This is a genomic window from Bacillus sp. N5-665 (assembly GCF_022637375.2).
GTDB classification, from domain to species: Bacteria; Bacillota; Bacilli; order Bacillales; family Bacillaceae_G; genus Bacillus_A; species Bacillus_A wiedmannii.
In genome coordinates, this window is the sequence record NZ_CP093325.1 from 3750539 (window position 1) to 3765556 (window position 15018).

At 33.3% G+C, this 15018-nt stretch carries 14 protein-coding genes and 1 pseudogene; 8 read left to right on the top strand and 7 right to left on the bottom strand.

The window, feature by feature from the left end; genetic code table 11:
* Window positions 1-133 precede the first annotated feature (133 nt).
* Window positions 134-1762, bottom strand: coding sequence for a peptide ABC transporter substrate-binding protein (locus MNO09_RS21780; RefSeq protein ID WP_000810615.1), 1629 nt, complete (start codon window positions 1760-1762; stop codon window positions 134-136).
* A gap of 1174 nt (window positions 1763-2936) precedes the next feature.
* Between MNO09_RS21780 and MNO09_RS21785 the strand changes: the two genes are divergently transcribed.
* Window positions 2937-3161, top strand: a complete 225-nt coding sequence (locus MNO09_RS21785) for a hypothetical protein (RefSeq protein WP_001202568.1) — start codon at window positions 2937-2939, stop codon at window positions 3159-3161.
* 92 nt (window positions 3162-3253) lie between these two features.
* Entirely contained in the window at window positions 3254-3568 is a 315-nt protein-coding gene (locus MNO09_RS21790) for a hypothetical protein (protein WP_000026687.1), read from the top strand.
* A gap of 54 nt (window positions 3569-3622) precedes the next feature.
* On the opposite strand, the gene MNO09_RS21795 is transcribed toward MNO09_RS21790, so the two are convergent.
* Window positions 3623-3835: a hypothetical protein gene (locus MNO09_RS21795; RefSeq protein WP_078183614.1), complete on the bottom strand. Its 213-nt coding sequence runs from the start codon at window positions 3833-3835 to the stop codon at window positions 3623-3625.
* Window positions 3836-3986: 151 nt separating this feature from the next.
* A complete protein-coding gene (locus MNO09_RS21800; RefSeq protein WP_000887815.1) occupies window positions 3987-5036 on the bottom strand; it encodes a flavin-containing monooxygenase in 1050 nt (349 codons plus the stop codon).
* Window positions 5037-5298: 262 nt separating this feature from the next.
* Here MNO09_RS21800 and MNO09_RS21805 point away from each other — a divergent pair, with 262 nt between their 5' ends.
* The 6 genes from MNO09_RS21805 (at window position 5299) to MNO09_RS21830 (ending at window position 10603) form a co-directional block, all read left to right on the top strand.
* Complete coding sequence (locus MNO09_RS21805) at window positions 5299-5658, top strand: ArsR/SmtB family transcription factor (protein WP_088107097.1); 360 nt, start codon at window positions 5299-5301, stop codon at window positions 5656-5658.
* Window positions 5648-8206 carry a heavy metal translocating P-type ATPase gene (locus tag MNO09_RS21810; RefSeq protein WP_241950051.1) on the top strand — a complete coding sequence of 853 codons (2559 nt, stop codon included), beginning with the start codon at window positions 5648-5650 and terminating at the stop codon, window positions 8204-8206. Before MNO09_RS21805 ends, MNO09_RS21810 begins: the two co-directional genes overlap by 11 nt.
* Window positions 8207-8265: 59 nt before the next feature.
* Window positions 8266-8850: an SCO family protein gene (locus MNO09_RS21815; protein WP_000738790.1), complete on the top strand. Its 585-nt coding sequence runs from the start codon at window positions 8266-8268 to the stop codon at window positions 8848-8850.
* 54 nt (window positions 8851-8904) lie between these two features.
* Window positions 8905-9585 (top strand): DsbA family protein, encoded by a 681-nt coding sequence (locus MNO09_RS21820; protein WP_088107096.1) that lies wholly within the window; start codon window positions 8905-8907, stop codon window positions 9583-9585.
* Window positions 9582-10019 carry a disulfide oxidoreductase gene (locus MNO09_RS21825; protein WP_070168676.1) on the top strand — a complete coding sequence of 146 codons (438 nt, stop codon included), beginning with the start codon at window positions 9582-9584 and terminating at the stop codon, window positions 10017-10019. Before MNO09_RS21820 ends, MNO09_RS21825 begins: the two co-directional genes overlap by 4 nt.
* Window positions 10020-10084: 65 nt before the next feature.
* Complete coding sequence (locus MNO09_RS21830) at window positions 10085-10603, top strand: PCYCGC motif-containing (lipo)protein (protein WP_088107095.1); 519 nt, start codon at window positions 10085-10087, stop codon at window positions 10601-10603.
* A gap of 703 nt (window positions 10604-11306) precedes the next feature.
* Here the strand turns inward: MNO09_RS21830 and MNO09_RS21835 are convergent.
* The 4 genes and pseudogenes from MNO09_RS21835 to MNO09_RS21850 all read right to left on the bottom strand — a co-directional run.
* Window positions 11307-11414, bottom strand: a pseudogene (locus tag MNO09_RS21835) (polysaccharide deacetylase); the annotation flags it as partial.
* Window positions 11414-11920: a DUF3902 family protein gene (locus MNO09_RS21840; protein WP_000805758.1), complete on the bottom strand. Its 507-nt coding sequence runs from the start codon at window positions 11918-11920 to the stop codon at window positions 11414-11416. The pseudogene MNO09_RS21835 and the gene MNO09_RS21840, both read right to left, overlap by 1 nt.
* 547 nt (window positions 11921-12467) lie before the next feature.
* On the bottom strand, window positions 12468-14363 hold the full coding sequence (locus MNO09_RS21845) for a M56 family metallopeptidase (protein ID WP_241950052.1): 1896 nt from the start codon (window positions 14361-14363) through the stop codon (window positions 12468-12470).
* Window positions 14363-14764, bottom strand: a complete 402-nt coding sequence (locus MNO09_RS21850) for a BlaI/MecI/CopY family transcriptional regulator (RefSeq protein WP_000661423.1) — start codon at window positions 14762-14764, stop codon at window positions 14363-14365. Before MNO09_RS21850 ends, MNO09_RS21845 begins: the two co-directional genes overlap by 1 nt.
* Window positions 14765-15018 lie beyond the last annotated feature (254 nt).

Sequence of the window (15018 nt, forward strand, 5' to 3'; positions counted from 1 at the left end):
AATATTTTTTATATAATTAAAAACAAACATAGTTACAACAAGAGATTGTTTGTATGCTGATTTGTACTGTATTCCCTTATTCCATGTACTCTTTAAAAAAACCTTACTTTTTAAAAAGTAAGGTTTTTTGTATTTATTCATTAGCGATATAAGCATTCTTATACGTATAAACACCACCAAATTGATGCTTCTCAATTCCTTTTACATAATCCTTTTGTATGTAAGCTGATCCCATTTGATAAAGCGGTGCAACTGCAGCATCCTCTAGCAGAATACGCTCGGCCTCTTGCAATGCTTCCCATCTTTTCTTTTGATCTAGTACAAAATCGCTTTTCGCTTTCTTTATTAATTCATCGTAGTGAAGGTTAGAATAATTCATTTTGTTATTCTGATTATCCGTCGTAAAGAGTTCTAAATAACTAATTGGGTCTTTATAATCCGGTCCCCAATTTGCCATAGATATATCGTAATCTCCTGTTTGTTCTAACTGTAATTTTTGCTTAAATGGCTGTTGATTAATTTGTATCGTGAGTCCTTGCAAATGCTTTTCTAAGTCACCTTTTATATATTCTGCCATACGTTTTGCATTATCTTGTTCATACGTTAAAAACTCGAGGTTTACTTCTTCTACTCCCAGTTCTTTTTTCGCTTCTTCCCAAATCTTTTTCGCATTTTGCAAATCATATGGAGAAAGATCTCCATTTTCTTTTCTCAAATCTTTACCAGTCTCTTCATTTATATGACCAGCCGGTACAAGTCCACTTGCAGACTTTGCCCCGTTATTAATAAAGTGAGCAACGAAATCTTCTTTATTTAACGCTAATGAAATAGATTGGCGCACCTTTTTATTTGCTAACGCACTATTTTTCTCATTAAAACGTATCATAGCAATTCCAGGATCGCTCGACATATGTAATTCCTTATTCCCTTTATACTTGTCTACAAATTGAGAATTAATAGACACCCGGTCTAAATCACCAGCTTCGTATAAATTAACAGCCGTCATTGTATCCTTTACAATTTGAAAGTTTATCTCGTCTAATTTCACTTTCTTTTCATCCCAATATGTAGCATTCTTCTTTAATTGAAACTCTTGTTCATGCTTCCATTTCTCTAATACAAATGGCCCGTTATATATGAGATTACTAGGTTCCAATGCATAATTCTTTCCTTGTTCTTTCAAAAATGATTCATGCTGTGGTAAGTAAATCGGCAGTGCTAACAACTGTAAAAAATACGGAATTGGCTGTTCGAGTTCCACTTCTAACGTATAATCATTTATTGCTTTAACCCCAAGTGTATCAAGAGGCATTGTTCCTTTATTAATTTCTTTCGCATTTTTCACATGAAAGAGCATGTACGCATATTGAGATGCTGTTTCAGGTTTAATTGCACGTTTCCACGCAAACATAAAATCATTTGCTGTCACACTGTCTCCATTTGACCATTTTGTATCTTTACGCAAATCAAATGTATATTTTTTACCATCTTTACTTCTTTTAAACGATTTTGCTACTGCTGGAATAGGCTGATCTTGATCATCTAATACATACAAACCTTCAAATATGTTTTGCATAACGTGCGCTGATGTACCATCCATCGTTTTCGCAGTATCAAGAGAAGGAATTTCTTCTGATACTGTTACATTTAACACTTGTTTTTTAGCTTCTGCATCACTTTTATTCGCTTTATTATTACAAGCTGTTAATAATAAAGTTGTAACAAGTGCCATTACCATTAAATGGCTCTTTTTTTGCTTCATGAATTGTTCTCCTTAAGTATAAAATATTATAAAGCGTTATATATTATAGCAGAAATATGAACAGAAAGATGCGACATTCTTTTGAATATTTATTCGTTCAAGAAAAAAGCTATCCTTTTAGAAATGGATAGCTTTTCCATAATAAAATCAAAACTAGTTGTCGTCTCAATTGTTTGAAGGAAATGTTTTTTCAAAACTAACTCTTCTACATAAATAGCTATACGTTCGTCACAATGATTTTTAAAGCGTCATCCTAAAAAATCTATCTTTTTTTATCAGTGTTAACACATAAAAAGAAGTTAAGATACAAAAATAGGCTGTGGAGAAGACCTGATATGCTCCCCTTAAGGTAGACAGATTAAAAAATAAAGTTTCTAGTGTTGTAATGAGTACATCACATATATCCGTGACAAACTTTCCATCATCAACAACAAGTTGATTATTGACAGACTATTTAAAAACCTTTCATATTCAGTAATATAATATAGCGGACAAAAGCGCTATTTCCATTTCTACATATTCTATGTGATGTATCAGGACATTAAAATTTTATTTTTAGCGACTAATATTTCTTTCTTACCTATGTTACGCACCTCAAATCGATCGAATAAAATAAATTAACATTCAAACTAAATATTAGAATTTATAGGTTAGAATTACATTTGTATAAACTCATAAATTACATATTAATTACCTAGTAGTTTTTCACAAAAGAATAGAGGCACCAATACATGATTGGTACCTCTACTATAATCAATTCTATTCCAGCATCAAACTGTTCGTTAAATAGGAATTTAACGAACAGTTGACAAAATGGAACTGAACCTCCCTTCTTATCACAGATGTTGTACAAGGACATGAAAGTCTAAACTGAAATTTTCTAGATTTATATAATATTCATTTAATCTAAGGTTAAACCAAATAAATAGATTAGGAAGGAAATAATTTATTCAATAAAAAACCCTCTAAAATTCCTTTTTGCAATCTCAAAAAAGCATCTCATATAACTGTCATGCTTTCCTCATATCCGCTAAATTATAAAAATGGGCAGTTCATTTAAGTGTTTTAATATTTAAATGAACTGCCCGTTTTTATTTAGACAAATTACCAATTAATTAACAACCAAATAAGATGTGTTGACTGAAGAATCATTACTTATGAAGGAGGTATTAGTATGAGAGCACCTATTTACTCTCAAACGCCAACACCTTGGCATTCTGGCCATTGGGATTATCACACAGGTCACCTTGATTATCATTCTGGCCATTGGGATTGGTATCCAAGTCATTGTCACCCATGGGGATGCCATCCAGGTCAATGGAAATGGCATCCCCCACATTGGGATTGGCACAAAGCATACTGGGATTGGCACCCAGGTTACTGGGGAAATCATCACTAATGTAATTTACTAATTTATACTATGCTTGTTTTTTAAAAAGGTTTGTATTTCAAAATAATATTTATTTTTTATGAAAGAAGGTACAAAATATCATGTCAATTAACTATCCTTATAATAATTACTATTATCCATTAACAGAAAATGAGAGACCCATACCACCTCCAACACAGAATGGACAATGGTTCTATCTCCCACAACACTACTTTAAACATGGCGATCATTGGGATATGCGACCTGGCCAGAACGTGTGGATAGATTTATCTACAACAAATGGTCATCAAGGTCCACCACCAACGGGATCAGGCCCTGTTCCTGGTGGTGTTTGGTTTTGGGCTCCAGCACATTACTTTGAACATGGAAATCATTGGGATTGGCGTCCTGGACAATATGTTTGGGTAATCAGATAAAACAAAGAAAAAGAAAAAGAAAAGACATTTTTCTTTTTCTTTTTCTTTGTTTTTTTATCTGTGACCGTGACCATTATAATGACCATGCCCATTATGATGATGGTGATGGTGGTCATAATGTCCATGCCCATTATGATGATATGATTGATAATGCGGATAATAATGGTGATCATAATAATACGGATGATGATGGTGATCATGATGGTGGTGGTCGTGATGATGATGATCATAGTGGTTATAGTAAGGATATCTATTTTCTTGATTCATTCTCAGTCCCCCTTTACATATAACTTAATAGCCAGTATATGTAGCTACTAAATTTAATGCTATAAAGTAAATAACCAATTTTTTTATTCGATTTTACAAATATAAATTTTCTCGATATAAATTAATATTAAATTCAATAATTTTATTTGTATTATTTTTTATAAAGCTCTTTTTTTATAACCGAATGTAAAAATTTAGCATCCCTCCCCACTCCACAAATAAGTGCTGATCCCCTTTGATGTTGCCACGGCAATCCAATATAATATAATCCTTGGATTGGACTAACACCTCTGTTGTGAATAGGAAAACCTTTTCCATCTAAAACCCCTTTTATATCTATCCATTTGTAATCAGGCGTAAAACCTGTTGACCAAATAATATTTTGTACACTTATCTTACTGTTATCGTCGAAGGTGACTTCTCTTTCATGTACTTTTGTCACTCTTGGCTTGACTCCAACACTTTCATCACGAATTAATTTTTTTAATTCAAAACCAAAAATAGGATCACTTTGTTTTCGAAACCATAATCCGCGTCTTGTATCAGTTCCTGCATATAAGAGCCCAATCTTTTCTAACCAATGAAATATGCTTTTTCCTATGATTTTGAGTGGTAAAAATTTAAATGGGTGACTAATAGCAATCGTTACATCTCGACTCTCTGCAAGTTCAGTCGCAATTTGCGTACCAGAGTTTCCTCCTCCTATTACAAGGACAGGACCACCTGGAATTTTCTTTGGTGATTGATATTGAGAAGAATGGATTTGAAATACCTCTTGTGAGAGATGTTGTGAAATTGAAGGCATAAATGGTTTCTGAAAAGCACCAGAAGCGATGATAACATGCTTAGAAAGAAATACTCCTTTATCGGTAGATACTTCAAACGTACTTTCTGTTTTTTGTACTTTATGTACAGTCGTTTCCAACTGTACTGGCAACGAAAAATGAACAGTATATATTTCAAGATAATCTGCAATTTCATCTTTTGTAGGAAACGCATTTTTATCTCCTTCTAATTTCATACCTGGCAATGAACTATACGATTTAGGTGTAAATAGAACCAAAGAGTCATACCTGTTTCTCCACGAATCTCCAATTCTCTTTTCTCCCTCAAATATTACAAAATCGTAGCCTTCTTTTTTCAAGTAATAGCCCATACTTAATCCAGCTTGCCCAGCACCAATTACAATAACGTCTAACATGCATCCGCCCCCATTACCTACTTTTCAAGTCTTACATATGAACAATTGTTCATATGTTCATATATTTTCGTTAATTATAGCATTCCCTTTTTCCACGTCAAGGGGTTTTTATCCAATTTATCCTTAGCACTTATAGATAAAAATGGAGCAAATGATATTTTTCAGACTTTTTATAATTATTTTGACACACATATTAGTCAATGCTAATATGAATGAATAATAAACATATTAGTAATTTCTAATACGATTGGAGTGAATACAATTGTGCAATACAAATAATTTAGATATAAAAGCCAAATTTATCCGTGGTTTTGCTGATAAAACAAGGCTTCACATTCTTCAATGTATGATGGATGGGGAAAAAACGGTATCTGAAATTGTAGAAATCATCAACGGAAATCAGTCAAACATATCTCAACACCTGAACTGTTTAAAAGGATGTGGCATTATTCTTGGAAGACAAGAAGGAAAGTATGTCTACTATTCTTTACGAAATGCACAAATCGAACAGTTACTTATAATGTTTGACGTTGTATTTCATGAAGTTCAAAACGAGGTAGCATCATGTGATAAAAACGATGCATGCTTATCTCAAAAGGGAGAGAGTTGTCATGACAGATAAGAAAGAAAAACAAACGAGTTGCTGTCAAACTTCTTCTCACAGTGAGTCTTCATCAACTCCTACTAAAGAAGGAATACAAAAGGAAAATTCATCATGTTGCTCTTCAAAAAAAGAAATTCCAATTGTTCCCGTTGCTACTAAGGAGGTTTCCTGTTGTAGTAGTGACAAAGATACTGTGAAAATAGAAAAAACAAAAGAAACAAACTCATGTTGTTCCTCTAAAAAAGAGATTCCAATTGTTCCAATCGCTAAGAAAGATTCATGTTGTAGTAGTAACACTGATACTGCGAAAACAGTGAATACCTCTTCTGCTTCTTGTTGTGAACCTAAACCAGAAAAGGAATCCTCATGTTGCTCTTCTGCATCCGCCATACAAATAGAAGAAGTAACATCAGAAACTTCATGTTGTAGTGATAGCTCATGCGAATCCCCATCACCCCGTGATAATCAGAAAGTAACAGGAGATGGTGTACAAACATATGTGGTAGATGGTATGGACTGCGGAGCTTGTGCCTTAACAATCGAAAAACATCTACAAAATGTTTCTGGCGTTGAGGAAGTTCGAGTTAATTTCGCTACAGGAAAAATGCAAATTCGTCATAATCGAAATGCAGATGACATTATTAAAGAAGTATCTAATGCAGGATTTGAAGCCTCCTTAGCAGGAACTCGTAGAGGAGCGGCACCTGTTTCGAAATCAAAAAATACAACTTTGATTCTTTCAGGGTTATTTTTAGCTTTAGGATTTGGAGGAAGTTTTACAAACATATCACCTCTTCTTATTACACTTCTCTATGCGGCAAGCATTGGTATTGGTGGTTATAAACCTGCAAAAAGTGCCTTTTATGCAATCAGAAGTAAATCACTTGATATGAATGTTCTCATGATATCGGCTGCTATTGGTGCTGCATTAATCGGTCAATGGCTAGAAGGAGCAACCGTTGTTTGGTTATTTGCATTAGGAGCAACCTTACAAAATAAATCAATTGAACGTACACGTGAATCTATTCGCGGACTGATTGATTTAGCGCCATCAGAAGCTTGGGTAAAAGTTGGAACTGAACTTATAAAAAAATCTGTAGATGATATTGCAGTGAATACAACGATTGTCGTAAAGCCTGGTGAAAAAATCCCATTAGACGGCACAGTTATAGGAGGAACTTCTACTGTAAACCAAGCACCGATAACTGGCGAATCTATTCCGGTCGATAAACAAATTGGCGATTCTGTATATGCAGGAACGATTAATGAAGAAAGTTCTCTTGAGATTACAGTCACTAAACTCGTTGAAGACACTACTTTATCTCGAATTATTCATCTCGTAGAAGAAGCACAAGAAAAGAAGGCACCTACAGAAGCATTTGTGGATCGTTTCGCAAAAATCTATACACCTATTGTTTTTGCATTAGCCATTGGTGTCATGCTCATCCCTCCCCTTCTTGGTATGGGCGAATGGATGGAATGGATTTATAAAGGATTGGAACTGCTTGTTGTCGCTTGTCCTTGTGCTTTAGTTATCTCTACTCCAGTCGCTATTGTATCTGCAATTGGAAATGCAGCAAGAAACGGTGTACTTATTAAAGGTGGTACAGCTCTAGAAGTCGCAGGTTCATTAAATGCTATCGCATTTGATAAAACAGGAACATTAACCGAAGGAAAACCAAAAGTAATGCATGTACGAAGCTTAGATTGTACTGAAGATGAATTATTATCAATTGCAGCAACAATCGAAGAATATTCTAACCATCCAATTGCAAAAGCAATTACGGCTTATGCGAAAGAACATCAAACTTCTATTCAAAGTGGAACTGACTTCCGTGCAATTGTAGGAAAAGGTGCTCAAGTAACGATAAATGATGAAACATACTACGCTGGAAATAAAGCATTATATGAAGAGTTTGGAGTTTCGCTGCAAATGTGGAACGAACCGATTAGGGAAATGCAACGAATTGGTCAAACCGTGATACTTGTTGGAACAAATAAAGTTATTTTAGGAATGATTTCAGTAGCAGATTCCATTCGTTCTACTACTTATGGAACAATTCAAGAATTAAAACAATCAGGTATTCGTGAAACTGTTATGTTAACAGGAGACAATGAAGGAACAGCTGAACACATTGCACAGAAAGCAAAAGTAGATCGTTATTTTGCTAACTTACTTCCTGAAGATAAGGTTCATTCTGTAAAACAACTTCAATCTGAAGGGAAAACAGTAGCTATGATCGGGGATGGTATTAATGATGCCCCTGCCCTTGCTACTGCAAACCTTGGTATTGCCATGGGTGGTGCAAGAACTGATACAGCAATGGAAACGGCAGATATTGTATTGATGGCAGACAATCTTGAAAAACTTCCTTATACAATGAAACTAAGCCGAAAAGCATTGCACATCATTAAACAAAATATATGGTTCTCATTGATTATTAAATTCATTGCCCTTGCCTTTATCTTCCCAGGTTGGCTTACTCTTTGGATGGCTGTACTAAGTGATACAGGGGCTGCGCTTATTGTAATACTTAACAGTATGCGTTTATTACGAAACAAATAATAAGATTCGGGGCTACCTAGTAGCTCCGTACCTTAAATATATTTTGAAAGGGTATACATATGAAAAAAATGCGTGTAATTGGATTACTTATGCTTATTTCCATAGTTACGATTTTAGGAGCATGTAGTGATAATAAACTAAGAGATTCACTAAATTGGGATGTAGAAAAGTTTGCATTTACAGATCAAAATGGGAAAAATTTTGGTTCATCTGAGTTAAAAGAAAAGGTTTGGGTAGCTGATTTTATCTTTACAAGCTGCCAGACTGTTTGCCCACCTATGACAGCCAATATGGCAAAACTTCAAAAAATGTTGCATGCAGAAGGAATTAAAGATGTAGAGTTTGTATCATTCAGTGTAGATCCAGAAGTAGACACACCTGAAAAAATAACGGAATTTATGAAGGTCTATGAAATGGATACAAAGAGAACTCATTTCCTAACAGGATATACAAGACCAGACATTGAAAAGTTTGCAAAAGAGAACTTCCAAACCCTTGTAACCAAACCAGAAAACAACTCACAAGTTATACACGGTACGAGCTTCTATCTCGTAGACAAAGATGGAAAAGTTGTAAAGAAATATTCAGGCCTTCAAAACACACCATATGAGGATATCATCCGTGATATTAAACGAATTCGATAACTAAAAACCTTCTTATTATGTTCCTATTAAACTCTAAAAATTCGAGGTGTTTACATGAAGAAAAAACAAGGCTCTCACATAAAATTATTGTTAATTACCACATTAATCATTTTCGCTGTGGTTACAGCTTTCGTCGTTTTAAATAAAGAAGAAAAAGTTGCTACGAATAAAGTGATAAAAGATTTACCTCCTATCGGTAAGCAACCTACTTTAGGAAAAGAAGATGCACCAGTGTCTATTATTGAGTTTGGTGACTTTAAGTGTCCTGCTTGTAAAGCATGGGGTGAGCGTATCTTCCCTCAATTACAAAAAGACTATATTGATACGGGGAAAGTTAAATTTTCATATGTGAATGTTTTATTCCACGGAACAGAATCAAAATTGTCTGCTTTAGCTGCTGAATCTGTTTATAAACAAGACCCACAAGCATATTGGAGTTTCCATAAGGAATTATTTAACGCACAGCCAGAAAATCACGATGATCCATGGATTACTCCTGAAAAACTATTAGAAATCGCAAAAACATATACACCAAGTATTAACACTACTCAGCTCGAAGAAGATTTGAAAAAACAAACAGAACAAGAAGAAGTAAACAGAGATGAAAAACTAACACAAGACTACAGTGTAGAACAAACACCGAGCATGGTTGTAAATGGAACAATGTTATCTGATCCTTATGATTATGAACAAATCAAAAATTTAATTGAAAAAGCATTGAAGGAAAAGAAATGATGAATACAACAAAAAAGAACTTTGAATGGCGTAATTACACCTTATATATGGCATGGATTGTGTCAATGATTGCTACACTAGGTAGCCTGTTTTTCAGTGAGATTCTGGGGTTCATACCATGTGAATTGTGTTGGTTTCAACGAATAATGATGTATCCGCTTTGTATTATTTTAGGCATTGCCACGTTCTATAATGAAAAGAACATTAAAAAGTATATATTACCAATTTCTATTATTGGTGGAAGTATTTCACTTTATCACTATGCAATACAAAAAATCCCTGGTGTTTCAGAAATTAATCCATGCGTCCAAGGTGTCCCTTGTAATGTTGATTACATCAATTGGCTAGGTTTTATCACAATCCCATTTTTAGCTTTAATTGCTTTTTGTATGATTACTTTGTTTATGTTGTTAACGAGATCAAAAACGAATTAATAAAAAACAATATGTAAATCGAAGCATTATCTATAAAGGAATTTCTACAGAGAGGAGACAGTATGATGTCAAAGATCATACCTATAGTTTTATTAGTAAGCCTATTAATCGGCTGTAGTTCCGTTAATGATTCATCACCCACTAAGAACAAACACACACAAAATCAGTTACAAGAAACAAAAAATAAAGGTGAACATTTTAAAGGCGATACTCTAGAAACAACAGCTAATATAGAAACTCTTCCTTCTTTTTTATCATCTACCACAAATGGACAAGTCTCTCAAATTTATGGAATGGTAGGAAAAGACACCGAACTCTTACAATGGATTCCTTGTTACTGTGGGTGTGACGAAAACTCTAACCATAAAAGCAATAAAGATTGTTTTATCCGTGAAATTAAAGAGAACGGTGAAGTTACATGGGAATCACATGCGATGAGTCAAGCAGCTTGTGTAGATATTGCTTTCCAAGCTGTTTTAATGAAGCAAAATGGAGCCTCTATTTTAGAAATTCGTGAATACATCGACAAGCAATATAAGAAAGAAGGTATAAACGTTACTCCAACACCGATGCCAAACTCTTAATAGGTGTAATAATATTTATTATTAAATCAAAGCTCCTAACATATTGGTCATTTATAATATGTTAGGAGCTTTGATTTTATCTGATTGTTTCACTATGGTTCAAATCATGTATATTTCTTTTAATGGAAATTTTTAGAGAAGGATGAACTAATAAAAACATTTCATATTTTTGAATGAAAAATGTAACAATTATACTCAGGAAATCTAATAAGATGAAAGCTATATTTCATCTTATTAGATTATTACTGGCTTAGTAGTTTAGAGTTTCGTGTCCTGTGTTCAAAAAGTTTAGACTTTCATGTCCCAGTATTGAAACATGAAAGTACCTACAAAATTTATTATAATGGTAATGTATCAACGATTGTTTATGAGATTTTAGTTTAGACTTTCATGTCCTTGTACAAGAAAGACATGAAAATGGATACTTTTTAGACACGAAAGTAGATACTTCTTGAATATCTTTCGCTACTAATATAAATTCCAAATGAATTTTCACTTCACATTTAATTAGGGTTTGCTGAAATGCAAAAAAAGAGAGCAAAACTCTCTTTTTCATTTAATCAATACTATTTTTAAAATTTATATAATAAAAAATAGCCAGTTAAAATAGTGTGTTGTTATATATTTTGCTAAACACGCTCTTACAAATATTTAAACCCTGCATTAATTTCTTATTCCATTCATTTAACTAATAAATAATTTTTTATATTCGGTTATCATGCCAGAAGTTTATTGGAAAATGATTATTCTGGTTATAAGCTTCAAGTTAATAACCTTTTTCTTTTAACCCTTTTATAATCTGTGGAGCTGCTACCATCCTGCACTTGCATTCATACCAGAACCCATAAAAGTAATAAATAACGGCCATAATAACGGCCATAACGTAAGAAGTATATTTACAAGTATAAGTATACTATATACCCCAGGGAAATTATGATTTTTACAATTTACCAATACTAAAATCACTAATAATATTATGGGTATTAAATATAAAAATAGCATTATAAACCAATACCATGTCATTAAAGTAAGGCTCAATGGTCCTAATATCATGTGTACAACTCCGAATGATAATCCTAATGCTCCAAAACTAAAGGTTGTAATTATTGTTTTTAGAAGCACTTTAGCCAATTTTGAGTCGTACGATTTTCTACTATATAGACCTATCACGATATACAACGATAGATATGCCATTAATACACCTATCCAAATCAATAGCCAGTCTGCATCTAACATAAAGATGTCAAACAGCGCCCAACACACCCCTACTATTGAAAAAACAAGGGAAATAATTATATATTTTAAAACTGGTTTCATATTCATTTCACGTCCTTTAAAAACTTAAGAATACATTATTAGCTTGTATTCTTCTTTTTCTACCGCTTTACTATAGTCTGTTGTATATTCAATAACAGTAATCTCTTTACTTCTAAGTAGATTCTTTTTCCACGTTTTCGCATCAGTTGACAGTATGAGTTATTCTCTCCTAATTTAGATGGATCACTGGAATTGGCTTTAATATGAATCTGCTACCTCAAACCGCCTCATCTCAAGTAAAACTATATCTAAATGATGAGGTTTTACTTGAGATCCAGGTGATAGCGGTAAAATACATCACCATTTGCTAGTATTCTTCCATTACTTCTTTTTGAATTATACTCCCTCCTGTTCTCCATACAATATACCTACCTAGATTCAATTTATGTTTTAAATTGTTATTTTTTATCCACCTCAATCAAGCTAGCAAAACTAAATATCATTTTACTTTTTTATTATATAGACTATACTAATTTCTCTTCCCACTTATAGGTTTCGTTTAAGCTAAAAAATATAGCCTCAAGAACGGGATCCTGAGACTCTATTTTTATTTTAGAAAGGACAGCATAATTTTCTCTGTTTCTTCTTTACTTAAATCACCTGCAAGAATTATGACTTGATAAGCGCTATTCTTTCCTTTTGCAGGAACAATCATTTGCATGAATTTATAGTGTTCCTCTGTATCGAGACTTTCTTTTAAGCTTATTTTTGCACCTTCTAATTCATAATTTGTTACCTTTTCATTATACTCCGTTACTTTGTTCGACAAATTTTCTCCCTGATCAGTATCTGCAGTTTGGTACACAAAATACACATTATCTTCATTTTGATATTGAGAAACAATAGTGGGATTCATTTTTTCAGTAGTCATCGGTGTTTGAACATCTTGTCCAGTTAATTTATACCCTTTTACCACATAACTTGGGGTCTTAATTGGAAAATCAAGATATTTCTGTGCTTCCTTTTTAGTTAATCTAAAATGCGAATAAATTTTATCTCTAAATGGTCCAATTTCTTCACTGTTTTTCTCATATTTTTTTTCCTCTTCTGGGTCTAACTTTTCTTTTCTACCTAAAGTAGATGCCACTGTTTCTAAATCAATAAATCGTTCAAATTCTTCTTTCGTAAACAGATTTCGTGCCACCCCAAGTTCTGTAAGTAAAGTATTATAGTCTCCTTCTGAAACAAAAAATTCTGCTTCTGCTTGTTCTTTTGTACCAATCATTTTTTCTACAATTTGCTGTATAGGAATATCGGTTTGTGTTTTTAATTCTTTCATATTATTTTTGGCTTCTATTTGTTGTTTCTCAGGGTTAGTCGGCTTATCAGCACGGGCGTTTAATAAGGATACAGATGATACTGCAATCACTGCCACAGCCCCTATCGCAGACCAACGATATGATTTTTTTTGGAATTTTTTAATCATTAGAATTCTCCTTTTTAACGCTCTCTTGTTTTTACTAAAATTTGCTATACTTGGTACTTGATAATAACTTGAGTAGTGTTCCAATAGACTAATAATAGTATGTCCATACGCAATTTGTTCCTCTGAATCTATACATGTAAGAGCTAATGCATCGCATGCTAGTTCTTGATCTTCCCGCATACATGAGTAGGCATACCATAGAATTGGATTAAACCAATTTAAAATGAGTAAGCCATGCATAAGCCAGTTCACACCAACATCTCTTCGCTTGATGTGAGCTAATTCATGATAAAAAATATATCGTAACTGTTGTTCATCTAATATTTCCATATGTACAGTTGACAATAACAACTTGGGACGAATAAATCCGAACACTGTTGGACTGGAAACCTTTCCAGATACAAATAAAGGGATATTCCGTTGAATAGACATAGAGTGCTTACACTTTTCAAAAATCTGGATAATCTTCTCATCTGTAATAACAGGTTGTTTTCTTATGTAAAGTAATAAACGCCTGTTCATTATAAAAGTAGCAAAGCTTAGAAGGATAACTCCAGTAAGCCAAATGTATATAAAGATTGTATAAAATGAAATCGTCTCATCATCCTGCTTTTCATTCATGCCTGTTTGTGTCTTGTTTGTCTGAGCAGTTTTTGTTGAACTTGAGGTATAAGTATCTTCTTTTGTGAGAACCTTTGTATCGTCTATATCTTTTAATTCTCGCATACGCTCTTTTGTAAGAAAATTAGCTACAGGATTTCGGCTAGAAATGAATGCATCATCATTCTTGTAAGTAAGAACAGAATAGATACTATAGGAACTATCTGGCGACCAAGGTAATACAAGTCTTATAATTAATATGATCCATAGCATATATTGCCAACGTGGAGTTAACTTATTTCTAAACAAGACCTTGATACACAAAATTAGGCCCACTAATATACTAGCCATAATGGAAGTCTCAATCATCCAATCAAAAAAAGCAGGTAGATAGATATTTATAAATTTTTCTATCACTATAATCTATCCTTCCTCTGATTTTCCTCAGTTTTCTCATCCAGAATACGTTTAAGTTCGTTAATATCTTCTGAAGACAGCTTTTCTTCTTTTAAGAAATTTACAAGTAAAGGTTTAAATGCTGCACCATAGAAACGTTTAAGTAAAGATTTCGTTTCTACTTGTAAATAACTATCTTGCGATACCAAAGGATAATAAGCGTACATACGCCCTTTATCTTGATGGTAAGCAACTGCTTCTTTGTGAACTAATCGATTAATCAGCGTTCGAATCGTTTTGGGTTTCCAATCCATTTTCACCTCTAACGCTTCAATCACCTCATTTGCTGTTTGTGGAGATTTTGACCATAATACTTTCATTACTTCTAATTCGGCTTCCGAAATTTTAGGTAATTCTTTCATTGTTTAAAATTACACCTCCCTGTATTACACTTGTAATCCACAACTGAATATTACACTTGTAATCTCGTGTTGTCAATCGTATTGAATGTTTGTAGAATCCTTTCCTATGCCCATTAACATAAATTTAGACTATCATGTTCTCCTAATGAGGCAAGAAAGCAGATTTTTCATAAATATTTTTTGTTACTAATATAGACTTAAATTTTAACTTCAAACTTTGTGCATTTGTTGTTGTATAAAGGCATGAACATGGG